Below are 25,909 nucleotides of genomic sequence, written 5' to 3' on the forward strand. Positions count from 1 at the left end.
TCCGGCAGCTCCGAACGTTCCTGCTTCTCCGGCAGCTTCGACCGCGCTTGGCGCCGCTTACCCCAGAATCGCGTCGATCCGGGCCAGCTCCTCGTCCGTGAAGGCGAGGTTGCTCACGGCTCCTGCCGCGTCCTCGATCTGGCTCGCCTTGCTCGCGCCGATGAGCGCCGACGTGACGCGCCCGCCGCGCAGCACCCACGCGAGCGCCATCTGCGACAGCTTCTGGCCGCGTTCGGCCGCCAGGTCGTTCAGCTTGCGCACCTTGCCGAGCGTCTCTTCGTTGATCCCTTCCGGCTTAAGGAACACGCTCGGGCCCGCCGCGCGGGAATCCGCCGTAATTCCGTTCAGGTAGCGATCCGTCAGAATCCCTTGGCTAAGCGGCGAGAAGACGATCGAGCCGATGCCTTCCTCGTCCAGCACGTCCTGCAGCCCGTTCTCGATCCAGCGGTTCATCATCGAGTAGCTCGGCTGGTGGATGAGGCACGGGGTGCCAAGCCCCTTCAGAATGCGGGAAGCTTCGCGCGTCTGCTCCGGGCTGTAGTTGGACAAGCCGATGTACAGAGCCTTGCCCTGGCGCACGACCAGATCGAGAGCCGCCATCGTCTCCTCGAGCGGCGTGTCCGGGTCCGGACGGTGATGGTAGAAAATATCGACGTAATCGAGCCCCATCCGCTTCAGGCTCTGATCGAGGCTGGATACGAGATACTTCTTCGACCCCCACTCCCCGTACGGCCCTTGCCACATGTAATAGCCCGCCTTCGTGGAGACGATGAGCTCGTCCCGGTACGGAGCCAGATCGTGCTTCAGCATGCGGCCGAAGTTCTCTTCCGCGGAGCCCGGAGGCGGCCCGTAGTTGTTGGCGAGGTCGAAGTGGGTGATGCCCAGGTCGAACGCGCGCCGGACCATCGCCCGTCCGTTCTCGTAAGCGTCGATGCCCCCGAAATTATGCCACAGCCCGAGGGAGATCGCGGGCAGCTTCAGTCCGCTTCGGCCGGAACGGTTGTATGTCATGTTGTCGTATCGTTGATCGTTCGCTCGATAAGTCATGGATGCTTCCTCCTCTGTATCGGAATACATCCATCATAGCTTCAAGCGGCGGACAATCCTATGTCAGCAAGGAAGGGTTTTATGGAATAATGTCAGAAATTCGCCATCTCCTCCGTCCGGTACTCCGAAGGGGATCTGCCGGTGAACTTCTTGAACATCTTGGAGAACAGCAGCGCGTCCTCGTACCCGACGGACCGGGCGATCTCGCCGACGGAGAAGCCGCTTCCCCGCAGCAGCTCGGAAGCCTTGTTCATCCGGAATTCCATCAGGTAGCGCTGGGGCGGAATCCCCTTCGCTTCCTTGAAGATGGCCGACAGATACTTCCGGTCCAAGCCGAGGTCCGCGGCCAAGCGGGCGATCGAGATCGGCTCGCTGTAATGGGCGTGCATAAACTCCATCGCCCGCAGAATGTAGGAATGGTGCTTGCGGGAGCCCGGCTGAGCGGACGGCATCGCCGGAGCGACTTCCGTCAACGCCGCGAGGAACCGGTACAGGACGGCGCCCAGCCGCAGGTCCCGGTTAATCTCCCGCTCCAGCGCTTCCGTCAGCTGCTCGTACAGGCTCGGCATCACCTGCAGATCCATCGGGAAGACGGGCTTCTCCGGGGCAAGCCTCGTCCGATCGAGCAGCTCCTTCGCGCGGGCGCCGTAGAAGGCGCAGTACGAATACGTCCACGGATCGCTCTCGTCCGCTTCGTATTGGATGACGACGTTCGGGTAGATCATGAAGGCCTGTCCCGCCGTCAGCTTGTATTCGTGTCCGCCGACGCGCACGGTCCCATGTCCCCGATGAACGCAGTGAACCTTGTACATCTCGCGAATGCCCGGGCCGAACGAGTGGCCGGGGGCGCAGTCTTCCTTGCCCCAATGGGTGACGTACAGATCCGGGTCTTCGCGGTGAGGCTTGTCGGGATTGTAATGGAACGTCGTCATGCGCGTCGGCACCTCCCTGCGCGAATCCCCGGGCATTCGCAGACGCAAAACCGCCAGAAGCCGCCGCGGGGCGGTTCTGACGGTTCTTCCGTTCGGGTTCGCATAGCTTCATTGTAGCGGACCGAATCGGCATTTTCAACGAGGAATCGCATGGCAGGGGCTGGCGCCGGCTAACGCTGCTTATTCGTCGTCGTCGATATAGAAGTTCCGGTCGCCGATCTGGACGTCCGTCGGATCCCCGTCATGAAGGAAGAAGAGGGACTTCACGACGTTGCCGTCTCCGAACTTGAACGTTATCGTGTTGCCGGAGATGCTGTAGGTTCCCTTGTCGCTCGAGCTCGCCGCAGCGTCGGTGCTTACGGACGTCCCCGACCCGAGCGAGCTCAGCATCAGATCCGTGCTGGCGAAGGTGCCGTCCTTGGCGAAATCCAGGTATTCCGTCCAAGAGGAAGCGGCGGCGTTGACTCCGATCAATCCCGTGTACCCGATGTGCTGATAGCTGCCTTCCAGCCGGAGATTGGCCGGGACCGGTTCTACGGCCGTCATCGCGTTGTCGTTAATCCACAGATGGCCCTTGTCGTCTACCTTGATGGGATAAGAATGTCCGTTGCCGAGCACGAGCTTGCCTTTGGAGATCGTATACGTCGTGCATCCGTCCTTCGCGCAGTCGATCGTCTCGGGCCCTCCGTTCTTCGGCGTGCCGACGAATACTTTGCCTCCCGGGAAGAAGGTGTACATATCCCAGCACGTCCCCCCGCATTCGTAGCCGCCGAAGTCGTCCCGGATGTTGTAGTACATCCCCTGCAGATGCTTGAGATCGACCGGCTTGCTCGGGCTTGTCGGCTTCCCGGTGTCGGGGTTCGCGGGGTTCCCTGGGTTCGCGGGGTTCCCGGGGTCGCTTGGCGGGGTTGTCGCCGGCGGGTCGGCGGGCGCGCTCGGAGTCGGACGAAGCTCCGCCAGCCTCCGCTCCACCTCCTCCTTGGTCATCCCGAGAGCCGTCCACAGCTTCTCCGTCACGATGGTGATCTCGCGGTTGGCCGGGTCCCAATAGACGATCGAGCCCGTCGCCTCTCCGACGAAGCGCAGCGGCACGAGCGTATTGCCGTTCACGACCCGCGCTCCCGCCCCCAGTGCGACCTTGGTCCCATTCACCGTCGCGGTTGTCTCGCCGATGCCGAGCTGGATCTCAAGCCCCGGTCTCGAACCGGTTACAAGCTTCTTGTCCGGATCCCAGTCGACTTCCAGTTCCATGCTCTCGAAAAGAGGGCGGAACTGGACGAACGTCGTGCCCTTGTCCGTCACGGGGTCTACCGTCAGCTGAATCTGCGACGTATCGACGAATACTTTGATGGGGGACGCCGCTCCCGCCGACGCCGACGCCGCCGCGCCGGGCCACAGCGCCAGCAGCAGGGCCGCGGCGAGCGCCATCGCCAGCAGATGGTTCCGTTTGGTCCGCCGTCTCGTTATCGATAAGTTCAATCGTAGTCCTCCTCGTTCGCGTTGTTCCGAATCCGCAAGTTCTGGACACGGTTACCATTTTATGCAGCGGGAAGAAGTCCTACAATAAGCGGATCGTAGCGATTTTGGTCTCAAAAAAAAGGGCGGCTCCCCCCTGCTTGAATACGGACTTTGTACCCCATGTTCAGGGGGCAGAGCTCGCATCCAAAAAAAGAAACTCCTCCCTATTCGCCAAACGGCTCGAATAAGAAGGAGCATCTGCAGTCCTATGGGGTATTCCTTATTCCCACTCGATCGTGGCCGGCGGCTTCGACGTGATGTCGTAGACGATCCGGTTGACGTTCTGCACTTCGTTGACGATGCGCACCGAGATCTTCTCGAGCACGTCCCACGGAATGCGCGCCCAGTCGGCGGTCATGCCGTCGATCGAGGTGACGGCGCGGATGCCGACCGTGTACGAGTACGTGCGGCCGTCGCCCATGACGCCGACGCTCTTCATGTTCGGGAGCGCGGTGAAGTACTGCCAGATCTCGCGGTCGAGACCGGCCTTGGCGATCTCGTCGCGCAGAATCGCGTCGGATTCGCGGACGATCTCGAGCTTCTCCTCGGTCACTTCGCCGAGCACGCGGATCGCGAGACCCGGTCCCGGGAACGGCTGGCGCCAGACGATGGCGTCCGGCAGGCCGCACTCCGTGCCGACCTTGCGGACCTCGTCCTTGAACAGCGCCTTCAGCGGCTCGACGAGCTTGAACTTCATGTCCTCCGGCAAGCCGCCGACATTGTGGTGCGACTTGATCGTCTGTGCCGTCGCCGTGCCGCTCTCGACGATGTCGGTATACAGCGTCCCTTGCGCCAGGAAGGCGAAGTCGTCGAACTTCGCGGATTCCTCTTCGAACACGCGGATGAACTCGTTGCCGATGATCTTGCGCTTCTGTTCGGGATCGTCGACGCCCTTCAGCTTGCCGAGGAACCGCTCGCTCGCGTCGATCTTCACGACGTTCATGTCGAACTTGCCGACGAACGTCTCCATGACGCTCTCGGCTTCGCCCTTGCGCAGCAGGCCGTGGTCGATGAACATGCAGGTGAGCTGGTCGCCGATCGCCTTGTGGACCAGGGCCGCCACGACGGACGAATCGACTCCGCCGGACAGGGCGCACAGCACCTTCTTGTCGCCCACTTGCTCGCGGATCTCGCGGACGGTGTCTTCGATGAAGGACGACATGCTCCAGTCGCCTTTGCAATCGCAGACGTTATAGAGGAAGTTCCGGATCATCTCGTTGCCGTACACCGAGTGGCGCACTTCCGGATGGAACTGCACGGCGTACAGATGGCGCGACACGTCGCTCATCGCCGCTACCGGGGCATGAGGCGTGCTCGCGTCCACGCGGAAGCCGGCCGGCAGCTCGGTGACATGGTCGCCGTGGCTCATCCATACCGTCTGGCGGTTCTCGAGCCCTTGAACGAGCACGCAGTCGGCTTCGAAGTCGACGTCGGACTTGCCGTATTCGCGCTTATGCGCCGGCTCGACCTTGCCGCCTTGCTGGTGGGTGATCAGCTGCATGCCGTAGCAGATGCCGAGGATCGGGACTCCCAGATCGTACACGCCCGGATCGACGGTCGGCGCTCCTTCGGCGTAGACGCTGGCGGGGCCGCCGGAGAAAACGATGCCCTTCGGATTGAGCTCGCGAAGCTTGTCCGCGCTCGTGTTGTATGGCAGAAGCTCGCTGTAGACGCCGAGGTCGCGGATGCGCCGGGCGATCAACTGGTTGTATTGGCCGCCGAAGTCGAGCACGACGATCATTTCATGCGGGTTGTTGTTCACTTTGCTAACCGAGCCTCCTGAATTGGACAGCGCCGGCCCGGCCGCGCGCGCGATCGGCGCGGCGGACGGCATGGTCGCCGGGTCCTGTCCTACAATTGAAGTAATTATAGCTTTGCGCCTTCGACAGCGTCAAGGCGAAGCCCCTCGGCTCGGCTCGCTCGCCCGCAGGAAATATCCGCCGGTCCGGCCGGCGCCGCATTCGCGGGGCGCGGGCATGGCCTGTTAGTCGATTTTTTCGACTAACGGCTCCACTCGCGCGGTCAGATGCGGCTCGTTAATCGATTTTTTCGATTAACGCCTCCTCTCGCGCGGTCAGATGCGGCTCGTTAATCGATTTTTTCGACTAACGGCTCCTCTCGCGCGGTCAAATGCGGCTCGTTAATCGATTTTTTCGACTAACGGCTCCTCTCGCGCGGTCAGATGCGGCTCGTTAATCGATTTTTTCGACTAACGGCTCCTCTCGCGTGGTCCGGCACGGCTCGTTAGTCGATTTTTTCGACTAACGGCTCCTCTCGCGCGGTCAAATGCGGCTCGTTAGTCGATTTTTTCGACTAACGGCTCCTCTCGCGCGGTCAGATGCGGCTCGTTAGTCGATTTTTTCGACTTGCACGTGTGGGCTGGTTCGGTTCTGGCGGCTGCTTCTCGATGTAACCCGACATCGTCGGCTTACAGCCCCTCGAGGCAGCCATTTCTTCACTCTAACCCGACATCGTCGGCTTACAGCCGCTCAGGGCGGCCATTCCCCCGCTCTTACCCGACATCGTCGGGTTAGAGCGATAGCTCCGCGACAAGCTCCCCACGCGCCCCGCGCCTAAGACCTTGCGCGAGCGGCGGACTCGCGGCTGCGGTACTCGAGCGGCGTGATGCCCTCCGACTCCTTGAACATGCGCGTGAAGTGCTTGGCGCTCTCGAAGCCGGACCGCGCGCTGATCTCGTACACCTTGAGATCCGTCTTCGCCAGCAGCTCCTTCGCCTTCCCGAGGCGAAGCTTCCGCAGATAGGCGGAGAAGCTCTCGCCCGTGAACTCCTTGAACGCCTCGCTGAAATACGTATAGTTCAGCGACATATAGTTGGACACGACCGCCATATTGACGTCTTCGTGGTAGTGCTCGTGCAGGTAGTCCACCGCCTTCTGCATGTCCGCTCGTTCCGCGTGGGCGGAGCGGACCCCGGCGACGTACTCGTCGAGCCGCTCCAGCAGCTGCTCCACATGGTGATAGTAGTCGTGGAAGCGGTCGAAGTTCTCGACGTGGCCGGCTTTTTTGTACAGCTTCAGAATCTCCACCGACTCCTCGCCATACGTCCTGAACACGCGGTCGAACACGACTTCGTTCAGCAGCCGGCTGACGGCCATCAGATAGCCGATCTCGCAGCGGGAGACGACCCGGATATCGAGCGCCTGCTGAAGGAGGCGCTTCATCTCCGGCAGCCGGCCGAGCCCGATCAGATTCGAGATCTTGCGAATCGTCTCCTCCGGCACCGGGCAGCCGGAATCGAGGCCGCGCACGGCGTCGTAGCCGATCATCCCCGATTCGGGATGCATCAGCAGGAAGTACTTCGACGCCTGCCGCGCCTGGCTGTAGGCCAGCCTGAGCTGCCCCATGCCCCGCGCCCTCGAGCTGTGGGCGAGATAAGGCTGTCCGAGCGAATAGCTGCGCAGGCGCGCCAGCAGCCCCGGGAACAGGTTCGGATCCCGGGCGACGACGACCGTCTCCCCTTCCCGGACGACGCAGCTTACCCAATCGGCTTCGCCGCTGGCCGTCCCCCGCTCCAACGACGCGGCCAAGATGTCCGCCGCCTTCGCCGGCGCCTTCAGAAGGCCGACGGTATACTCGCCGTCCAGCCAATCCAGCCCCGCCTCCAGCAGCAGGCCGCGCACCTCCTTCTCGTCCACGTTCTCGCGCTGCAGCACCTGCGCGAGCCGCTCCGAGGCCTCCGGCTCGGCCGCCGCCGCCCGAATGTCCCGCTCGCCGTTCAGCCGCAGCTCGTCCTCCAGCCGCTCCAGCACCGCGAACAGCTCGGTCCGCACGATCGGCTTCAGCAAATATTCCTTCGCCTGATAATGGATGGCGGCCTTCGCGTACTGGAAGTCGTCGTAACCGCTCAGGATGACGACCGCCGGCGTCCTCGGCAGCTCCCGCAGCCGCTCGAGCAATTCGATCCCGTCCATGACGGGCATGCGAATATCCGTAATGAGAAGCTCGACGTCCCCGCCCGAGAGGACGCCCAACGCTTCGGCTCCGTTCGCCGCCAGCAGAATATCGTAGCGGTCCGGGAACTGCCGTTCGATCATCGCCCGAAGGCCGACCCGGATGTTCGTCTCGTCGTCGACGATCATAAGCTTGCGCTTCATCGGCTCTCTCCTCCGCCCAGATCGAATTTGGGGAGCGTCATGACGACGCGGGTGAAGCTGCCTTCGACGCTCTCGACCCGAATGCCGTATTCAAGGCCGTACGACATGACCAGCCGCTGCTCCACGTTGCGCAGGCCGATGCCTCCGCTCTCTTTCTTCCCCTTGTCGAACTCGCTCCTCAGCTCCCGATAATCGGCTTCCTCCATGCGCAGCATCCGGTTCAGCCTCCTCAGCCGGTCCTCGCCGATGCCCGAGCCGTTGTCCGAGATCTCGATGACGAACGACTCCTGCCTCGCCGCCGCGGACAGAATGATCTGCAGCTTCCCGTCCTTCAGCTCGGAAGGGTTCATGCCGTGCTTGACCGCGTTCTCCACGATCGGCTGCAAGGACATCTTCAGCACTTCCTGGTCCAAGTATTCGGGCGGCACGTCGACGCGCAGCTCCAGCAGGCCGTCGTACCGAATGTTCATGATCGCGATATAGTTGCGGATATGGTCGATCTCGTCCCGCAGCCGGACGCGTTCATGGGTCCACTGGAGGCTGTAGCGCATCATGCCGCCGAGGGAGGTGAGCGAGTCGGAGATCGTATATTGCCCTTCGACCTCGGCGAGCATTTTCAAATTTTCCAACGTGTTGTAGAGAAAATGAGAGTCGATCTGGTTCTTCAGCGAACGAATCTCCGCCTCCTTCGTCGCCGCCTGCCGGTTCACCTGCTCGACGATCAATTCGTTGATCTTCTTCAGCATCTGCCGGTAATGATGGCCGAGCTCGCCGACCTCGTCCGCGCCGTAGACGGGCACGTCGAGATGGAAGTCGCCGCCGCGCACCTTCTTCATCGAATCGCGGAGCACCTTGAGCCGCTTCAGGATGAGAGAGTGCATAAACGAAGACACGACGATGAGCACGGCCGCCAGCAGCAGGACGACGAACAGGAGATTGGCGCGGGCGCGTTGAATATCCGCCATCGTGTCCGCAAGCGAGACGACGTTGACCAGATGAACGCCGAGAGTCGGAACGTACGCCTGAACGGCCAAGTACGACTGTCCGCCATACCGGAACATGTCCGTCCGGTTGTCCGTCCCGGAAGCCAACCGGATGGCTCCGGTCAGCTCCTTCGCGGAGGCATGGCGGAAGATCTCCGCTTCCGCGTCCGTATAGATCTGCCCGTCCCGGGCGACGACGAGCAGCTGGGAGCTGGGCTCGCGCACGCTGAACGTCTTGGTGAAAAACTGCCTGACGCCCATGCTCACCTCGAGGACGCCGTTATGGGTCGTCTCGTCGGAGTATTTGAGCTCGCGGAGCAGCGAGACGTACGGCCCGTTGCCGGCCGACTGGTCCGTCGAGCTCTGCAGGACGTCGATATTGCTTCGAATCTCCCACCAGTTCATCCCGTTCTGCTCCAGAACCGTCTCGTACCATGGCTTGCTTCGGATGCGGGACTCTTGCAGCACGACGGGCCAAAATTCGTACACGCGCGGATTGCTCGTATAGAGCCGGACGGCGGCGATGCGCGGGTTGTTGAACAGGAAATGCTCGAAGTTGTCGAAGATCTTCGTCTTGAACTCGAGGAGCTCGTCGGTGTTCAGCTCGTCGGCCCTCTGCAAATAATCGTTCATCTCCTGGTTCGATTCCGCGAGCTGCGACGTCCACTCCATCAAGTCGATGTTGTTCTGGACGTTGTTCTTCTCGATGTCGAGAATATTCTCGGCCTTCTTCGTGATCTCGCGAATGGAGCTGTCGGAGATTCCGCTCAGCACGTACCAGGCGAAGAGAACGATCGGGATGAAAATAATAAGCACGAAAGACAAAATAAGCTTGGCCTGAATCGGCAAGCCCGCTATATAGGTCCGAACCGTCCCGCCCCCGCTTCTCCTCATCGTACCGCGCCGCTCCCATCCTGTCGTCTCTTGCCGTTCCCGTCGCGTCGGCGAAAACCGCAGGCCCGGCCGCTCCTCTCGGAACGGCCAGGCCGCTTCTTCTCGAATCTGCCGATTGTTATTGCATGGACTTCAGCTTCTCCATGTTGGCGTCGTACACCGCCTGGCGGGCGGCGTCGACGGCCTCCACGTCCTTGCGGTCCTTCAAGTATTTGTCGAAGATATTATCGAATTCCTCGTCCGACTTGGCAAGCAGAAGCTTCGGCAGCGTCTTGCCCCACAGGCGGAGATTGTTGCTGTTCGCGATGCCTTCCTTCGATTCCGGGGACGGATCGAGGCCGTCGAACTCGGACATGCTGATCGACTTGCCCTTCGTCCAATCCTCCAGCTGCTTGCCGGGTTCGACGCTCGGCGGAGCCCATTGCAGGTTCATGTTCGTGTCCATGAGCATCCAGTACTTATACGACGCGCCGTACTTCTGGTCGAACGCGGTGCGATCCTTGTTAAGCAGTTCGATCACTTCCGGCTTGAACTGGTCCTTGCCGTCGATCGTGTCGTACGTGACGCCCTTCTCTCCGAGGAACATGTCTTTCTCGCCCTCTTCGCTGATCAGGTAGCTCAGGAAGGCGATGGCGCGCTCCTTGTCCTTGACGTTCTTCGAGATAAGCGTCACCGTCCAGCCGGAGATGCCCGGACCCGCCAGCGTCGGAGCGTCGCCCTTGCTGTTCGCCGGACCGTTCACCGCGATGTACACCTTGTTCGGATCCTTCTGATACAGCGCGATGTTCTGGTTGGCGAAGTCGGTGCGCTGATAGAGCATCGCGAAGTAGCGGCCTTGGGCGATCTTCTCTTCCATCTGCGGACGCTTGTCGATGAAGATGTCCTTGGCGAGCAGCCCCATCTCGTTCGCCTTGCGCAGCGTCTTGAGCCAGGTCAGGTATTCCGGATCCTGCCTGCGGTCGACCAGCTTGCCGTCCTTCTGGCGCGGAATGGCCAGGAAGTTCTGCAAGTAGTCCTCGAGCGAGTAGTTGCCGTTGTCGGTGAATTCGTGCAAGCCCAGCGGAATGAGCGGCTGACCTTCGACCTCCGGGAACTTCTCCTTCGCCAGCTTCAGCGCGTTCAGGAACCCTTCCGGCGTGCTCATGTCCGGGCTGCCGATCGCTTCGTACATGTCCTTGCGAACTTCGAACGTCTGGTTCGACGTGAAGCTCTGACCGTATTTCTTGTAGTCTTCCGGGGAAGACGAGGCGTTCGGGTATCCGTACACGTTGCCGTCCGCCTGCTTGAACCAGCCCAGCTTGGCCGGGTCGGCCACCTTGTAGAAGTACGCGTCGTATTGGTCGGCCAGCTCGTTCAGCGGCAGCACCATCTTGCCGTTGATCATCTTCTTCACGGCTTCGTCGGTCGCCTGGAGCGTGACGAAGTCGGGCAGCTGGCCGGAGGCGAGCATCGTGTTCATCTTGGCCTTCTCGTCGCCGGCCGGCACGATGAAGTTCAGCTTGACGCCGGTCTTCTTCTCGACGTACTTGGCGACGACGTCGTCGCCCCACTTCGAGTTGAACCAGGAGAAGTTGATGTACCAGTCGAACGTGATCGGCGACGTGTTCTTCTGCCATGCCGGCTGATCGCCGGACGCGCTCGGGCTTGCCGATTCGGACGAGACCGCCGAAGCGGAAGGAGAAGCGCTGCCGGACGGGCTGCTGCCGCCCGCGGCGCTATTGCCGCCGCTGCTTCCGGATGAGCACGCGGCGAGCGAGATCGCCGTCGTCGCGGCCAGCAGAGAAGTCAGGATCTTGCGAGTGGTTCCCATATTTTTCGGCCCCTTTGGATGGATGATGACTTGCCTGTATTACCAGCCGGCGCCAGGTAGCGGGCGGATAATCAACCTTTGATCGAACCGATCATGAAGCCCTTCACGAAGTACTTCTGCAGGAACGGGTACACCACGACGATCGGAGCGGTGGTGACGACCATCGTCGCCAGCTTCAGCGACTGGCTGGTCACGTTCGACGCGACGCCGCTCGGCATGGCCGAGATCATCTGGTTGGAGCTCGCCTGCGCCACGACCCGGTACAGGTACGTCTGGATAGGCTGCATGTTCGTGTCGTTGATGTAGATCATTCCGGTAAAATAGTCGTTCCATTGGTACACGCCGTGGAACAAGGCGATCGTCGCGATGACCGGCATCGAGACCGGGATGACGATCCGCAGGAACACCGTGAAGTCGCCGGCCCCGTCGATCTCCGCCGCTTCGACGAGCCCGTCCGGGATCTCCCGGAAGAAGCTGAGGAAGATGATCAGGTCGAAGAAGCTGAACATGGCCGGGATGATGTATACGATGAAGTGGTCGATCATGCCGAGGTCCCGGATGAGCAGGTAGGTCGGGATGAGCGCGCCGGGGAAAATCATCGTGATCGTGCCGATGAACATATAAATTTTCCGTCCGATAAGCTCCCTTCGGGAGAACGCGAAGGCCACCATCGCGGTGAACAGGACGTGGGCGACCGTGCCGACGGCCGTCTTGGCCACCGTGATGCCCATCGCCGTCATGATGCCGCTGCTCTGGAACACGGTCTTGAAGCTGTCCAGGCTGAATGCCCTCGGCCACCAGTAGATTCCGCCGCGCATCGCGTCCGTGCCGTCGTTGAAGGCGTTGACGAGCACGTACCAGATCGGGTACAGCGTGATGAAGCAGATGACGAGCATCAGGACGTTGTTGACCCAATCGAACGCGGCATCGCCCGCCGTCCGGCGCTTGAGAGAGAACATGAGCGTACCGCCGCCTTTCATGAAGAGTGGTTGCCCGAGGCCGCGACAGCCGTCAGAACAGGGAAGTGTCGTTCAGCTTCTTCGTCACGTAGTTGGCTCCGAGAAGCAGGCCGAGCGCGATGACCGACTTGAGTAGACCGACCGCCGCCGAATAGGAGAATCGGCCGTCCGAGATGCCCGTCTGGTAGACGTAGACGTCGATGACGGTGCTCTTGCTCTCGTTGAGCGAGTTCTTCAGCACGAGAATCTGGTCGAAGTTGGAGTTCAGAAGCGCGCTGACCGCCAGAATGAACAGAATCGCGATCGTGCCCCGGATGCAGGGAAGCGTGACCTTCCACATTTTCTGGAACCGTCCCGCCCCGTCGATCGTCGCGGCTTCGTACAGCTCCGGCGACACTCCGCTGATCGCGGCCAGATAGATGATCGCCGACCACCCGAGCTCCTTCCACAGGTCCGAAGCGACGATGATGGACCAGAAGTACTTGGGCTCCGCCAGGTAAGAGATCGGCTCGTCGATGAAGCCGAGGCCCATCAGCAGCTTGTTGATGATGCCCACGTCGGCCAGCCAGGTCGCCAGGATGCCGCCGAGAATGACCCAGGACAGGAAGTGGGGCAAATAAGAGACCGTCTGGATCCACTTCTTGTACCGGATCGACCGGACTTCGTTCAGCAGCAGCGCGAAGGCGATCGGCAGCGGGAACCCGATGATCAGCTTCAGCAAGCTCATCGCCAGCGTGTTGCGGATGACGTAGCCGAGGCTGTCGTCCGTCAGAAATTCCTTGAAGTGGTCGAGTCCCACCCACGGAGCCGCGGACAGCGGCTGAATGATGTCGAACTCCCGGAAGGCGATCACGTTCCAGTAAATCGGGATAAAGTTGAACACGATCATCCACGCGATCCCGAGCAGCGCCATGACCTGAAGCGCTCTCTGCCGCATCAGCTTCTTCAGCCAGCTTCGTCTCGCCGCGCCGCCGATGGACGCGGCCGTCGGATTCGGCGCCTCTGCATGTACGCTCACCTTCTGCGGCACCTCCTCGTCGTTAGCGTTGCAAACCTTTACATGCCCTTCATTGTACAAGGGGCCTAGGACGAATAACAGGCGCCGCATTCAAGGTAAGGTATCCAAATTTCGGGTGGCCCTTTATTCTTTGACGCTGCCCAACCCAGCCAACCTGCCCGAACATGAAAAAAAGAGGCTATCCCCGGTCCGATGGGACCGACGGGATAACCCCTGCGCTTGCGATAACGATTAGCGGGACAACGCGCGAACGGCTTCGAGCACCTTCTCGGTGTGCCCTTTGACCCTCACGTTGCGCCATTCTCCCCGAAGAATGCCCTCTTCGTCGATCAGGAACGTCGAACGGACGATTCCCATGTACGTTCTTCCGTACAGCTTCTTCTCCTGCCAGACCCCGTACGCTTCCGCGATCTCGTGGTCCGGATCGGACAGCAGCAGGAACGGCAGCCCGAACTTCTCGACGAACTTCTCGTGCGACTTGAGTTCGTCCGGGCTGATGCCGAGCACGACGGCGCCGGCTCGCTTGAAGCCGGGGTTCGCGTCGCGGAAGTCGCACGATTCCTGCGTGCAGGTCGGCGTATTGTCCTTCGGATAAAAGAAGAGGACGACCTTCTTGCCTCGATATTTGCTGAGTTTGACCTTCTTCCCGTTCGACGCGAGCAGCTCGAAGTCGGGGGCCGGTTGGCCGATGGCGATGGAATTCATGAGACGATTGCTCCTTCGAATGCTTTGTTCCAGTTTATCATGTCCGCCCGCCCCTTACGACCCCGCCCCGCGGTACCGCTTGACGCCGCTGTTCCACACGATCAGCCCGATCGCCCCGACGATCAGCCCGACGACCGGCGTCAGCCAAGCCATCGTGCGGTCGGCATGCCGTTCGAGGAAGAACGACGCCGGATAGACGCCCACGAACGCGAAGGGCAACAGCCACGTCAGCAGGAAGCGGATGCCCTTGTTGTAGATCTGGATCGGGTACCGCCCGTAGTTCTGGATGTTGTAGATAAGCGGCCCGATGCCGGTCGGCGCGTCCGAATAGAACGAGATCGCCGCCAAGGCCGTGTACAAGCCCAAGTAGATGAGCACCGATCCCAGCACCATGACGATCAGCACGAGCGGATCGTACCAGTGGAACGGCAGCCCGAGCCGTCCCCAGGCGACGCCCATGATGCCGAGCCCGACGAACGAGCCGATGAGCGACGGCGGATCGACGTTCTCGAGCATGACCTGCGCCAGCGAATTCGCCGGGCGGGTCAGAATCCGGTCCATCTCCCCCTTCGTAATGTAACGCTCGCTGAAGTTCCACAGGTTTGAAAACGTACTGAAGATGCCGTACGGAATCATAAAGTAGCCGTAGACGAACACGACCTCCGCCTCGCTCCAGTCCCCCAGCGACGGCGTATGCGTGAAGACGACGAAGATGAAGATGAGGTTCATCGCCGAGAACATGAGATCCGAGAGCACCTCGACCCAGAAGTCGGCGCGGTACGTCAATTTCGTTTTGATATAATTCGCCAGATATTCCCGGAACAGCGACAGCGTGAACGCGATTCTCACCGGGCTCAACCTCCTTGCACGAACAGCCGCTTGCGGGCCGTCCGCCACATGAGCAGAATCGGCACGATCAGCGCCGCGAACCAGACGACCTGGACGAGCAGGGCGTTCCACACTTCCGCCCCGTTCAGCCTCCCCGTGAACACGGAGCCGGGCAGGTACGTGATCGCCTGGAACGGCAGCCAGTCCAGAATCGCCTTGGCCCAGCCGGGGAAGAACGTCATCGGCAGGATGACCCCGGACAGCAGGTCGATGAGCACCCGCTTGAGGCGCATGAGGCCTTCGTTATTTTCCACGTAAAAAGCGAACAGACCCGTCATGATATTGAGCTGCGAGTTGATGAGGAAGCTGAACCAGATCATGACGAAGAAAATAACCCAACGAACCGGGTCGGTCGGCAGCGACACCGGGAAGATCAACGTGACGATAATCATCCCCGGAACCATGAACAGGAGAAGCCGGAACAGGCCTTCTCCGAAGCCCTGCATCATTTTCACCATTAAATAGGAGATCGGCCGCGTCATCTGCACCGCCACGCTGCCGTCGCGGATCTCGTTCGAGATCTCCCGGTCGAGGTTGTTGAAGTAGAACGCCCTCGCCATCCAGGACACCGCGATGTAGGTCGTCATCTGCTCGACCGTGAACCCGCCCAGCGTCTCGGCGCTTCCGTAGATCGCCTTCCACATGAAGTAATACGCGCCGATGTTGATGGCATAGATGACGATGCCGCTGTAATAGTTGACCCGGTAGGCCAGCATCATCAGGAACCGGATGCGGACGAAGTCGAGGTATGCGCTAGCCACGGACGGCCTCCTTCGCCTCCGGGCTTCCGGTGCGGTAGATCTCGCGCACGATCTCGTCGGTGTTCGTCTCGAAGATCTTGATGTCGCTGATCTCCGCCGCCGAGCCGACGACCCGGGACAGCACGTCCGACACGTTCAGCTCGCGCGGAATCCACACCTTCGCGGTCACCTCGTTCTCCTTCGTCCAGCGGACGTCCAGCCCGCTCGTCAAGGAGGACACGGCGTCCAGCGAGATCGGGTCGGTGAACTGGAACTGCACCTCGCGGCCCTTGCCCCAACGCTCCTTCAGCTCCTCGAGGCCGCCGTCGTAGATGATTCGGCCGTCATCGAGCATAATAACGCGTGAGCAGAGCGCTTCGATGTCCTGCAGGTCGTGCGTCGTCAGCAGGATGGTCGTGCCGTGGTCGCGGTTGAGCCGCTTCAGGAACTCGCGGATCTCCGTCTTCACGACGATGTCGAGGCCGATGGTCGGCTCGTCCAGGAACAGGATGGACGGCTGGTGCAGCAGCGCCGCCACGAGTTCGCAGCGCATCCGCTGCCCGAGGCTCAGCTTGCGGACCGGGCGGTTGAGCAGGTCCTGCAGCTGCAGCGTCTCGACCAGCTCGTCCAGCCGCCGCTTGAAGTCGGCCTCGTCGACGCGGTACACCTTGCGAAGAAGGCGGAACGATTCGATGACGCCGATGTCCCACCACAGCTGGCTGCGCTGCCCGAACACGACGCCAATGCCGCGGACGAATTCCTCGCGCTCCTTGTACGGCACGTAGCCGTTGACCAGAATGCGACCGGAAGTCGGAACGAGGATGCCCGTCAGCATCTTGATCGTCGTCGACTTGCCGGCGCCGTTCTCGCCGATGTATCCGCATATCTCCCCTTGGGGAATCTGAAAACTGATATCCTTGACCGCCGTCACCTCGGTATGCTCGCGCTTGAACAGGTCAAGCATCGCACCCTTGAGGCCTTCGCGGTTTTTCTGCACCTTGAATTGCTTGCGCAGCTGATTGACGTCGATTGCCAACATAGGCTCATCTGTCCCCCCATTTTCGACAAAACTTGATTCCTATCGCGCCCTAACTTTATAATTTTACAATATGTCATTGCATTACGCTAAATTATCCGCGATAACGGCAGGGCTATCCCTTCGGAAGCCCGTCATTCCGACGGCCGTACCGGCGAAAGGATCATCGTCTATATGCGCAAAAAGTGGAAAAAAATATTGCTGGCGCTGCTGGCAATCGTTATTATCGTGGTCGGTCTGGCCGCTTGGAAGGTGTACGGCACTTATCGGGAACTGGATCAGATGTCGAAGTCCAAGGAGGAATCCCGCTTCGGCCAATTCGAAGAGAAGCCCGAGTACAAGCCTCCGGAGTGGACGGGCACGGAGAGGGTCAACATCCTGCTCATGGGCGGCGACGAACGCGGCTTGCGCAAGGGCGAGGTGGCCCGCTCCGACTCGATGATGGTCGCTTCGTTCGATCCCGTCACGAAGAAGGCGCACCTGTTCTCCATCCTGCGCGATACCTACGTGGACATTCCAGGATACAAGGATAACCGCATCAACGCGGCGATCACCCTCGGCGGCCCGGACCTGGCGATGAAGACGGTCGGCAACCTGCTTGGGCTCAACATCCAGTATTACGTTTACGTGGACTTCCAGGGCTTCATCAAGCTGGTGGACGCGATCGGCGGAGTCGACTTCTATGTAGAAAAGGATATGCATTACACGGACGCGGCGGACGGGCACGTGTACGACATCGACCTGAAGAAGGGGCAGCAGCACCTCGACGGCGAGCACGCGCTGCAATACGTCCGGTTCCGCCACGACGCGATGAGCGACTTCACCCGCACGGAGCGCCAGCGCGCCTTCCTCGGAGCGGTCGCCGATAAGCTGAAGACCGGCTGGAACCTGGTGAAGCTGCCGGAGATTCTGAACCAGGTGAACCCGTACATCGAGACGAACCTGACGCCGAACGACATGCTCAAGCTGGCGAGCCTCGGGTACAAGTCCCATCAAGCGGGCTCCGCGCAGATTCCGCCGATGGATCTCATCTCGGACGAGCGCGAAGGCGGCGCTTCGGTGCTGGGCGTACGGGACCTCGACGAGCTGAAGGAGTACGTGCAGGAGGAGCTTCAGAAGGACAAGACGGAGACGCCTCCGGCTTCGCCGGGCGCCTCGTCGTCCGCTTCCGCGTCGCCGGGTTCGGGATCGGAGTGACGGAGGACATCTGTTTTTGAAAAGCATGAAATGAGAAGCCGCCAACCGAAGGGGGCCGTCGCCGAGACGGTCCCCGGTTGCGTTCAACCGAAGGAGGAGATTGCCGCGATGCAAGAACGAGTCAGATCCGCGCAATTATACGAAGAAGCGAAGAAGCATATCGTCGGCGGGGTGAACAGCCCGTCCCGTTCGTTCAAGGCCGTGGGCGGAGGGGCTCCCGTGTTCATGAAGCGCGCCGAGGGGGCGTACTTCTGGGATGCGGACGGGAATCGCTACATCGACTATCTGGCAGCGTTCGGTCCGATCATTACGGGGCATGCGCACCCGCACGTGACCGAGGCGATCGTGCGCGCCGCGCGGAACGGGACGCTGTACGGCACGGCGACGGAGGGCGAGATTACGCTCGCCCGCATGCTGAAGGAAGCGATCCCGTCGATGGACAAGGTGCGCTTCGTCAACTCCGGCACCGAAGCCGTCATGACGACGATCCGCGTCGCCCGCGCGGCGACGAAGCGGAACAAGATCGTTAAGTTCGCCGGCTGCTACCACGGCCACTCCGACCTCGTGCTCGTCGCCGCCGGCTCCGGGCCGTCGACGCTCGGCATTCCCGACAGCGCGGGCATCCCGGTCAGCATCGCCAGCGAGGTCATCACCGTTCCGTTCAACGAGCTGGACGGGCTGAAGCTGGCGCTGGAGCGCTGGGGCGACGACGTGGCCGCCGTCATGGTGGAGCCGATCGTCGGCAACTTCGGCATGGTCATGCCGAAGCCGGGCTTCCTCGAAGGCGTATGCCGCCTGGCGCGGGAAGCCGGGGCTCTCGTGATCTACGACGAGGTGATCACGGCGTTCCGCTTCCACTACGGGTCGACGCAGACGTTCTCGGCGGCGTTCCCGGATCTGGCGGCCATCGAGCCGGACCTGACGGCTCTCGGCAAGATCATCGGCGGCGGGCTGCCGATCGGCGCCTACGGCGGGCGGCGCGAGGTGATGGAGCAGGTCGCGCCGCTCGGGCCCGCCTACCAGGCCGGCACGATGGCGGGCAATCCCGCCTCCGTCGCCGCGGGCATCGCTTGCCTCGAGGTGCTGCGCGAGCCGGGCGTGTACGCGCGCATGGAGTCGCTGGCGACGCGGCTGACGGGCGGCTTGGCCGAGTCGGCCGCGCGGTACGGCGTGCCGCTCACGATCAACCGCATCGTCGGCGCGTTCTCGACCCATTTCTGCGACCACCCGGTCACGAACTACGACGAGGCGCAGGATACGGACGGCGAGCTGTTCGCCCGCTTTTTCCGCGAGATGCTGGAGCGCGGCGTCTACCTCGCGCCGTCGAAGTACGAGGCTTGGTTCCTGACGACCGCGCACACCGACGCAGACATCGACGCCACGCTGGAAGCGGCCGAGGCTTCGTTTAAGGCGATCGGGCAGGGGTAAATTGGGTGGCAATGGCTTGAGGAATCCATACATGCATCCTTGTGAGGATGGAACGGCCGGCTCAATAGAGTCGGCCTTTTTTTGCAATCCACGCATCCCTTCGGGATGCGACCGCTCGGCAAACCTCAGCATGTCATCGTCATTCTTATTTCAATCCACGCATCCCATGCGGGATGCGACGCCGTACAACAGACCACCGTCAAGTCCAGCAGCTTATTTCAATCCACGCATCCCATGCGGGATGCGACGATCTCGCAAAGGAATATCGGCAGCTTGCGACCGATATTTCAATCCACGCATCCCATGCGGGATGCGACATTACGCCGGTAGCGTTGTAATAAGCCTTAATCTATTTCAATCCACGCATCCCATGCGGGATGCGACCTAGGGGGTGCTCCTCATGCCGGTTACGACCTATATTTCAATCCACGCATCCCATGCGGGATGCGACACTGGATCGATGATGATCTCGTCGAGATCCTCGAGATTTCAATCCACGCATCCCATGCGGGATGCGACAAGAAGCTCGAATGGTACTGGATTCCACTTAAACCGATTTCAATCCACGCATCCCATGCGGGATGCGACCCAGACGACCACTTCCGGCCAGCTCCCCTGCCGATTTCAATCCACGCATCCCATGTGGGATGCGACGCAGAAATCTTCATGGACAACGGAGTATGGCTAGAATTTCAATCCACGCATCCCATGCGGGATGCGACGCAGATATTCAATACGAACATAATCGCTTTCAGTTTATTTCAATCCACGCATCCCATGCGGGATGCGACGATGGCATCGATCGCGCTCGCCAAGACCAAACCATTTCAATCCACGCATCCCATGCGGGATGCGACTCGGAGGCTCTAAGACAATCGTTGGCAACTCGATATTTCAATCCACGCATCCCATGCGGGATGCGACTCGGCAGCCTGACGCCATACGACGATAGGGATATTTCAATCCACGCATCCCATGCGGGATGCGACGCAATACTGTAAGGCTGGCAAGGGTATCCTCCGTATTTCAATCCACGCATCCCATGCGGGATGCGACTTTAACCCATAGGCGAATTGTTGGAGATTGAGAATATTTCAATCCACGCATCCCATGCGGGATGCGACGGCAACCATGATTCGTACTTTGTCACAGATACACCAATTTCAATCCACGCATCCCATGCGGGATGCGACGTAGATATCTCGCGGATCGTCTAGCTGATTGATTATTTCAATCCACGCATCCCATGCGGGATGCGACGGGTACGTCGACCGTATAAACTGCCCATCTATACGATTTCAATCCACGCATCCCATGCGGGATGCGACAGCGATTCTCCTTCTGAATGGGTCCGAAAGATCCCATTCAGAAGGAATAGCACTCTAAAACAAACAAATTCCAAAATTAACAGAAACATAAATGCAACTTCCAAAGAGTTAAAGCCTCTTTTTTCGGTGCGAATGTCCCGGGAAAATCATGTGAGCTTCACATTCGCACCGGATATTCGCACTACAAAATCAAAGGTCCTTCCATATCAAGGGACTCCTTCACACCTACGTGCTCAATCTTTCCCTTGTAGTCATTGCCGAGGCGGTAGAATCTGAGGCTATCCTGTTCTTCGTCGATAATGTCAAGCAATTTGAGTTTAAGAAGCTTAAATTGCGTGGCATCAACTACGCACTCAAACACGGAATTTTGAACACGTTGGCCGTAGGCCTGACAAGCTTTCGATACCAATCGCAATCTTCTTTGTCCCGCAGTGGTAACGGTGCTCACGTCGTACGTAATCAATACGAGCAATCCATTCACCTACTTCCACAGAAAAGGCGGATACTCATCTAGATCGCCTCGCAAGTAGCGTGCTAACAGAAGAGCCTGCACATGGGGCACTAATCCCCAGGAGATCTTCTCTCCCAAGTAAGGATGCGTGATTTTCTCCTGTTTCTTATTCTGCCATGCAGCCAGAAAGCTTCTTCTTGCTTCGTCTTTCAAGAGAACAGCGCCGTTCTCCTTGTTCAAGAAATCCCCTTTAGTGACCATCTTCTTATTGATCAAAGACAACACAAACTTGTCGGCATATACGCCACGCAACTCTTCCATAACATCAAGCGCGAGGGATGCACGTCCCGGTCGGTCGCGATGCAGGAAACCGACATATGCATCCAATCCGACGCCCTCCAACGCGGAAGCCACATCATGAGCTAGCAGCGTATAGGCTAAAGATAACATAGCATTGACGTTGTCAAGCGGCGGCCTTCGGGAGCGAGTATGAAAGTAGAAGGCATCCTTTTGCTGCAAAATCATCTGGTCGAAAATTTTGTTATAGCTGACCGCCGCCTGGCCTTCCAACCCTCTTAGTCTCTCTAAATCTTCGCAAGCCCTCACGTCAAGAAGAATGGAGGAGAGTTGCTGCGAGACCGCCTTAAACTGAGCCATGTCGATCCGCAAAGGATAGTCCCTCGTCATGCGCTCAATGATCCATTTTTGATTGTAAATCTTGCCCACTAGAAAGTTGCGCGCGATCTTCGCCGACAAGACTTCATCTTCCGAGATATGATATTGCTTCTTTCTTAAGACGACATTCCCTTTGCTCTCCCCTATGACTCTTGCAAGAAAGCGGCCGTTCATCGTTAAAAAGACCAATGAGATATTGCGCTCTGCGCAATATCCCATCAGCGCCGGACTGACACCGGTATAGCCAAAGGCTACGACCGATTCTAGATTGTGCAGGGGCAACCTAGCCAGCTTTTCCTGCTCTTTATTCAGCACAATGTTGTCGCCATCCAAGGAGAGATATACATTCGGCTGGGTAACATATAAGGTGTTAAGCAGTTTCTTCATTCCGCGATTTTCCCTTCAACATAGCTTTTGACCGTTCGTCTATCCATGATTTCCGGCAAGCAAATATTTTGAAGGGAACAATTGCGGCAGAACGGTCCCGTCTTCACCTTCGGCGTATGTCTCCGAGCGTAGTAATCATGCATTTCGGCGGCGACACGCATTACTTTTTGTTTTCGATCCATCGTAATCGGCACTTCGACCCGATGTTTAAGCTCGTTATAGTACAGATAGCCAACCTCAACCTCGCACAACAGCATCTCTTGCAGACAGATCGCTTGCGCCGTCAGTTGCAGGACATCCTCATCGTTCGCTTTCGGCTTGCCTCGCTTGTATTCGACCGGATAAGCAAGGTATTTGCCTTCGGCACCGCTAATCCCAACGCCACGCTCATCCCGAATGAACTCCACCACATCGCAAATCCCCGTAAGACGAAGACTTTCTGACTTGACGGGCATCGCCCGAACGACAAGCTTGTCCCCACGCTTCTCCCTCGTAAACGGCTGATCGACGTTCCGATGTAGGTATTGCCCTTCAACCGTGCGAACGTTCTCCTCCCATTCTTGTTCAATATGAATGAGCGCCCATTGCCGCTTACAGAATTGAAAGTGCTGAATGCCCGACAACAGTAAATAGTCGTCATCTTCCATCGATAATTTGAACCTCAAGCCCCTCCAGAGGCAGTACCTGGAATTTGTAATGGCCGTACTCCTTGGGCTGTTCGACTTGTCGTTCCCAAGTCAGCGATCGATGTACCTTGGCCGACGAATATTGTCCTAGCTTGGAAGAATGCTCCCACCAATACACCGTATGAACTTCCATGCTCCCCTCCGGCCGAGCGGAGGAAGCGTCATTCTCGAATAAGGTGGCAAGTGCCTGCTTCAGCTTCTCCGCGTCCTCGTTCGTGAATCCTGTCTTCTCGGCCAACTGCGTATTAATGCTGCCGTAGAAGACATAGACGCCAAAGTCGACCCGGTGCTTCATGCCCATCGTGTCTGACCCTCTGTCTTTGCCCGGCTCGGAATTGACGCTTTTCGTAATTTGAACGCTAGTTATATCAATTGGGTCCAAGCTTGTAGCCGTGTGAATCGATACAGGTCCCCTGACTCCTACCGAGACTCCCTCTCCGGACTTTCCGCCTTTGAACGCAAATAATTGACCGAAGCTTCGGACGTCAAACCACTCCTGGCAAGCGATTTTGGCAAAATCGTCACTGGTGCTCGTCTTGGATTTTAACACTTTCTCCAATTCAGCATTCGCGTCTGCCCGTTCTCTCAAACTGCCGAATGCATCCGACTTGCGATCGTTGGATTGCACGAAGACCGGTTCGCCCATATCCTGCAGACGGTTGCGGATTTTCCGCTTGATCGCCACGTCCGAAATCTCTCCATGACCGTCGTAATTTTGCCGCGGACGGTTCCCGTTCAACGGATCGCCGTTCGGATTTGCTTTCGTTACGGATAGAACTACGGCAAAGTCGATTTTATGATCAAGAATGGTCATATCGATCCCTCTTCTCTATTAATTTGAATTCGCAGCTTCTGCCGCTTCGTTCCGGTGTTCCTTCTTCTGGTACAACTCGTGCCGCTGGCTGTAAAAGCCAAGCAAATAAAGACCGGACAGCGGCTTATCGTTGAACTGGTCCACCGGAATACGCGAGCCGACTTCGTCGATGATCTTGTTCAAATCGTTGGCGAATCTCCCAAGCCTCGCCTGGTACGGTTGCAAAGACGACTGAATCGTGCTCCAGGTTCTGGCCGGATGCCTCGAAAATGAATTCATGTAGCGAATGGCATTGGTCGCGCGGTTCTCATCGCCTAACGCTCGTCTCTCTAATACATCGGCGATGGCTAACAAGCGCCCGAACAAATAGTCGCGATGGTCGTTGGTTTCATCTAAGGCCACCTGCAATCTCTCCTTTCGATTGATTAAGGCACAGGCAATGCTCAGCGTCTTCTCCCACTCCCATCTCTCCATTGAGACGGGGTTCGAGGCTCGGTAATAGGCGCTGGTTACGATATCTTGCGGAATCTTCTGATTTTTATCGTCCAGTATGCACGTTAGCATGCGCTCCATAAGGCCTTTGACCACCTTATCCCCCGCTCGCGGTCCATAAGCGGCGAAGGCGATGTCCTTCGTTGCCGGCGCCCCATAAAACTGGACAAACTCGCCGTTATCATTCCTGCGATAACGGTGCAACCAAGCACAAGTCGAGTGCCAATTGGTCAACCGGCTCAAGTAAAGCTCTTTCTCCATATTCCGATAATAAAGAACGGCCATTCGTCCAGTCGTTGCGGAATCCAAAATCAGAATGTTTATGTCAGATTTGGACGCTAAATTGTGGCGGTATCCGTCCAACGCTTTGGAGAATTCCTCTGCAAAGCCTTGGTGGGTTAACGTTTCCCGTTCTCTGCTAACCGTGGATGCCGAAGGCGAGATTGCGAAAGAATCTTCCGACGGGTCAGGTACATCAAGCGTATCGTTCCCCCAGATCAGGAACACCCGCTGATCGATGATTTTCCCCTGCCGATTGATCAGCCACTTCAGAGCGTTATGCGCTTTCTGGGAGGCCTCATAGCTGATGCTCGCCGCTTCCTCGCTGCTCGTAAATCTCCCCCGGAATGTAAAACCGCTCGAATCGTTGGCCGAGATGAGCTTCGCCTTATCCGCTGCGTTACGGATTTTGTTGACATGCCGATCCGTCCTAGGAAGAACTTGGCCGGTCACGAAGCAGAGATCCTCGTCGCCTAACTGCTCGCTATAATAGCGAATGAACGAATCGTACATCTCCGGATCCTTCCATACATCCGTTAGATGCTTGCCCGGTGAGTAGACATTAAAGCGAACGAACAAATTCTCGGGAGGACCGACCATGACAGAAAAGATATCCGGCCTTGATACGTCAGGTTTGTCCCACTTCTCAAGCAAGCGGTTGTCAGCGTCCGTGTGCAAGACGCCCTCTCTCACTAAATCTTCGATGAGCCGTCCCTTGCTAACATAACGGTATATGCTCCTCACTTTGTCCGTCGCGTAGGAAGAATTCGCCCAATTATGCAATCTGTCGATATAGTATGTATAGGGGCTTTCCTTCTTGATCTGCCCGCCATAAGCGACAAAATCTCCTGCAACATAGCTCAGCTTGTCATGCAACGGGTAAGGAGCGATTTTCGAGCCGGCCCGGCTCGCCGATTCTTCGGTACAAGGAATTACCGTGTTGGCATCTTTGTCGATGACAATAGCGGAATGAAATTCTCCCTCTTCCGTTACGTTCACTTCGATATGCGCATTTTGCGTGGTGTGGGCGATTGGCAGCAACGTATATTCCCGCTCGTTATGCTTCTTCTCGGGCTTGCCCACCAGGTGCAGATTCGATTCATACGTTTCGTACAATTGAAGAAGCCAGCTCATAGGTGCCCCCCTGCTTCCAATTGGGCCAACAACTCGTCCGCCGACTCGACATTCGAAGGACCGAAGCGTTTCGGTTCCATGTCCGTAATCGGGCGAATCTGCTTGCACTGCTCGGGCCGGATAAATTGGATGATGCCGTCCTTCATGACAGGACTCCAAATACGCGCCTCCATCCGGTTGCGCCCCGTCTCGTCCGGGTAATTGATGCCATGAAGCATAGGCCCAAGATGGATCTCGCCATAGCCGTCGTAATAGCCTTCTCCTTCGCCAAACGTGCATGGTTCGACATAAGCTTGGCATTCTCTCGTGCCCAGGAAGATGTCCCTTCGGCCTCCAGCACGGAGCGATCGCTTCATGATGTTGTGATGCTTAAACCTGAATTACGAAAGCCTA

The 25,909-nt window shown here is 58.7% G+C and carries 20 protein-coding genes, 1 pseudogene and 1 CRISPR repeat array; of the genes and pseudogenes, 2 read left to right on the forward strand and 19 right to left on the reverse strand.

All coding sequences use genetic code 11. The features are described from left to right. Positions 1–57: 57 nt before the first annotated feature. The 13 genes from mgrA to H7B90_RS22195 all read right to left on the reverse strand — a co-directional run bounded on the left by mgrA (position 58) and on the right by H7B90_RS22195 (position 16,648). The gene (gene mgrA, locus H7B90_RS22135) at positions 58–1,047 is read right to left on the reverse strand and encodes an L-glyceraldehyde 3-phosphate reductase (RefSeq protein WP_185138078.1); all 990 of its coding nucleotides are present in this window, start codon (positions 1,045–1,047) and stop codon (positions 58–60) included. A gap of 92 nt (positions 1,048–1,139) precedes the next feature. Beyond that, on the reverse strand, positions 1,140–1,979 hold the full coding sequence (locus H7B90_RS22140; protein WP_185138079.1) for an AraC family transcriptional regulator: 840 nt from the start codon (positions 1,977–1,979) through the stop codon (positions 1,140–1,142). A gap of 180 nt (positions 1,980–2,159) precedes the next feature. After that, complete coding sequence (locus H7B90_RS22145) at positions 2,160–3,458, reverse strand: copper amine oxidase N-terminal domain-containing protein (protein WP_185138080.1); 1,299 nt, start codon at positions 3,456–3,458, stop codon at positions 2,160–2,162. Positions 3,459–3,717: 259 nt separating this feature from the next. Then, entirely contained in the window at positions 3,718–5,238 is a 1,521-nt protein-coding gene (guaA, locus tag H7B90_RS22150) for a glutamine-hydrolyzing GMP synthase (protein ID WP_185138101.1), read from the reverse strand. A gap of 832 nt (positions 5,239–6,070) precedes the next feature. Then, positions 6,071–7,612, reverse strand: coding sequence for a response regulator (locus H7B90_RS22155; RefSeq protein WP_185138081.1), 1,542 nt, complete (start codon positions 7,610–7,612; stop codon positions 6,071–6,073). Beyond that, positions 7,609–9,489 carry a cache domain-containing sensor histidine kinase gene (locus H7B90_RS22160; protein ID WP_185138082.1) on the reverse strand — a complete coding sequence of 627 codons (1,881 nt, stop codon included), beginning with the start codon at positions 9,487–9,489 and terminating at the stop codon, positions 7,609–7,611. Before H7B90_RS22160 ends, H7B90_RS22155 begins: the two co-directional genes overlap by 4 nt. 118 nt (positions 9,490–9,607) lie before the next feature. Continuing rightward, the gene (locus H7B90_RS22165) at positions 9,608–11,299 is read right to left on the reverse strand and encodes a type 2 periplasmic-binding domain-containing protein (protein ID WP_185138083.1); all 1,692 of its coding nucleotides are present in this window, start codon (positions 11,297–11,299) and stop codon (positions 9,608–9,610) included. 71 nt (positions 11,300–11,370) lie between these two features. Continuing rightward, positions 11,371–12,258 carry a carbohydrate ABC transporter permease gene (locus H7B90_RS22170; protein ID WP_185138084.1) on the reverse strand — a complete coding sequence of 296 codons (888 nt, stop codon included), beginning with the start codon at positions 12,256–12,258 and terminating at the stop codon, positions 11,371–11,373. A gap of 52 nt (positions 12,259–12,310) precedes the next feature. Then, complete coding sequence (locus tag H7B90_RS22175; RefSeq protein WP_376701746.1) at positions 12,311–13,276, reverse strand: ABC transporter permease; 966 nt, start codon at positions 13,274–13,276, stop codon at positions 12,311–12,313. A gap of 231 nt (positions 13,277–13,507) precedes the next feature. After that, positions 13,508–13,981: a thioredoxin-dependent thiol peroxidase gene (bcp, locus tag H7B90_RS22180; RefSeq protein ID WP_185138086.1), complete on the reverse strand. Its 474-nt coding sequence runs from the start codon at positions 13,979–13,981 to the stop codon at positions 13,508–13,510. 54 nt (positions 13,982–14,035) lie between these two features. Continuing rightward, complete coding sequence (locus tag H7B90_RS22185) at positions 14,036–14,830, reverse strand: ABC transporter permease (RefSeq protein ID WP_185138087.1); 795 nt, start codon at positions 14,828–14,830, stop codon at positions 14,036–14,038. A 5-nt stretch (positions 14,831–14,835) separates the two neighbouring features. Continuing rightward, on the reverse strand, positions 14,836–15,630 hold the full coding sequence (locus H7B90_RS22190) for an ABC transporter permease (RefSeq protein WP_185138088.1): 795 nt from the start codon (positions 15,628–15,630) through the stop codon (positions 14,836–14,838). Further along, positions 15,623–16,648 carry an ABC transporter ATP-binding protein gene (locus tag H7B90_RS22195; protein WP_185138089.1) on the reverse strand — a complete coding sequence of 342 codons (1,026 nt, stop codon included), beginning with the start codon at positions 16,646–16,648 and terminating at the stop codon, positions 15,623–15,625. The genes H7B90_RS22190 and H7B90_RS22195 overlap by 8 nt, the downstream gene beginning before the upstream one ends. Before the next feature lie 171 nt (positions 16,649–16,819). Here H7B90_RS22195 and H7B90_RS22200 point away from each other — a divergent pair, with 171 nt between their 5' ends. After that, a complete protein-coding gene (locus tag H7B90_RS22200) occupies positions 16,820–17,842 on the forward strand; it encodes an LCP family protein (RefSeq protein ID WP_185138090.1) in 1,023 nt (340 codons plus the stop codon). Positions 17,843–17,950: 108 nt separating this feature from the next. Continuing rightward, a complete protein-coding gene (locus tag H7B90_RS22205; protein ID WP_185138091.1) occupies positions 17,951–19,270 on the forward strand; it encodes a glutamate-1-semialdehyde 2,1-aminomutase in 1,320 nt (439 codons plus the stop codon). Between the two features lie 146 nt (positions 19,271–19,416). After that, positions 19,417–20,598: a CRISPR direct-repeat array (repeat unit 34 nt; unit sequence TATTTCAATCCACGCATCCCATGCGGGATGCGAC). A gap of 181 nt (positions 20,599–20,779) precedes the next feature. Here H7B90_RS22205 and cas2 read toward each other — a convergent pair. The 6 genes and pseudogenes from cas2 to cas5c all read right to left on the reverse strand — a co-directional run. After that, positions 20,780–21,070 carry a CRISPR-associated endonuclease Cas2 gene (gene cas2 / locus H7B90_RS22210; protein ID WP_185138092.1) on the reverse strand — a complete coding sequence of 97 codons (291 nt, stop codon included), beginning with the start codon at positions 21,068–21,070 and terminating at the stop codon, positions 20,780–20,782. Between the two features lie 9 nt (positions 21,071–21,079). After that, positions 21,080–22,111 (reverse strand): type I-C CRISPR-associated endonuclease Cas1c, encoded by a 1,032-nt coding sequence (gene cas1c, locus H7B90_RS22215; protein WP_185138093.1) that lies wholly within the window; start codon positions 22,109–22,111, stop codon positions 21,080–21,082. Continuing rightward, the gene (cas4, locus tag H7B90_RS22220) at positions 22,108–22,758 is read right to left on the reverse strand and encodes a CRISPR-associated protein Cas4 (RefSeq protein WP_185138094.1); all 651 of its coding nucleotides are present in this window, start codon (positions 22,756–22,758) and stop codon (positions 22,108–22,110) included. The genes cas1c and cas4 overlap by 4 nt, the downstream gene beginning before the upstream one ends. Continuing rightward, a complete protein-coding gene (cas7c, locus tag H7B90_RS22225) occupies positions 22,748–23,611 on the reverse strand; it encodes a type I-C CRISPR-associated protein Cas7/Csd2 (RefSeq protein WP_185138095.1) in 864 nt (287 codons plus the stop codon). The genes cas4 and cas7c overlap by 11 nt, the downstream gene beginning before the upstream one ends. An 18-nt stretch (positions 23,612–23,629) precedes the next feature. After that, positions 23,630–25,516 carry a type I-C CRISPR-associated protein Cas8c/Csd1 gene (cas8c, locus tag H7B90_RS22230; RefSeq protein WP_185138096.1) on the reverse strand — a complete coding sequence of 629 codons (1,887 nt, stop codon included), beginning with the start codon at positions 25,514–25,516 and terminating at the stop codon, positions 23,630–23,632. After that, a pseudogene (gene cas5c, locus H7B90_RS22235) lies at positions 25,513–25,890 on the reverse strand (type I-C CRISPR-associated protein Cas5c); the annotation flags it as partial. The gene cas8c and the pseudogene cas5c, both read right to left, overlap by 4 nt. Positions 25,891–25,909 lie beyond the last annotated feature (19 nt).

Origin of the sequence: Cohnella xylanilytica (assembly GCF_014212175.1) — a bacterium.
GTDB classification, from domain to species: Bacteria; Bacillota; Bacilli; order Paenibacillales; family Paenibacillaceae; genus Cohnella; species Cohnella xylanilytica.

Coding starts and splice junctions, on each gene's coding strand:
- H7B90_RS22205 (WP_185138091.1), top strand. CDS start 17,951: ATGCAAGAACGAGTCAGATCCGCGCAATTATACGAAGAAGCGAAGAAG.
- H7B90_RS22140 (WP_185138079.1), bottom strand. CDS start 1,979: ATGACGACGTTCCATTACAATCCCGACAAGCCTCACCGCGAAGACCCG.
- H7B90_RS22165 (WP_185138083.1), bottom strand. CDS start 11,299: ATGGGAACCACTCGCAAGATCCTGACTTCTCTGCTGGCCGCGACGACG.
- H7B90_RS22155 (WP_185138081.1), bottom strand. CDS start 7,612: ATGAAGCGCAAGCTTATGATCGTCGACGACGAGACGAACATCCGGGTC.
- bcp (WP_185138086.1), bottom strand. CDS start 13,981: ATGAATTCCATCGCCATCGGCCAACCGGCCCCCGACTTCGAGCTGCTC.
- guaA (WP_185138101.1), bottom strand. CDS start 5,238: ATGATCGTCGTGCTCGACTTCGGCGGCCAATACAACCAGTTGATCGCC.
- cas8c (WP_185138096.1), bottom strand. CDS start 25,516: ATGAGCTGGCTTCTTCAATTGTACGAAACGTATGAATCGAATCTGCAC.
- cas7c (WP_185138095.1), bottom strand. CDS start 23,611: ATGACCATTCTTGATCATAAAATCGACTTTGCCGTAGTTCTATCCGTA.
- mgrA (WP_185138078.1), bottom strand. CDS start 1,047: ATGACTTATCGAGCGAACGATCAACGATACGACAACATGACATACAAC.
- H7B90_RS22200 (WP_185138090.1), top strand. CDS start 16,820: ATGCGCAAAAAGTGGAAAAAAATATTGCTGGCGCTGCTGGCAATCGTT.
- H7B90_RS22160 (WP_185138082.1), bottom strand. CDS start 9,489: ATGAGGAGAAGCGGGGGCGGGACGGTTCGGACCTATATAGCGGGCTTG.
- H7B90_RS22195 (WP_185138089.1), bottom strand. CDS start 16,648: ATGTTGGCAATCGACGTCAATCAGCTGCGCAAGCAATTCAAGGTGCAG.
- cas1c (WP_185138093.1), bottom strand. CDS start 22,111: ATGAAGAAACTGCTTAACACCTTATATGTTACCCAGCCGAATGTATAT.
- H7B90_RS22170 (WP_185138084.1), bottom strand. CDS start 12,258: ATGTTCTCTCTCAAGCGCCGGACGGCGGGCGATGCCGCGTTCGATTGG.
- cas4 (WP_185138094.1), bottom strand. CDS start 22,758: ATGGAAGATGACGACTATTTACTGTTGTCGGGCATTCAGCACTTTCAA.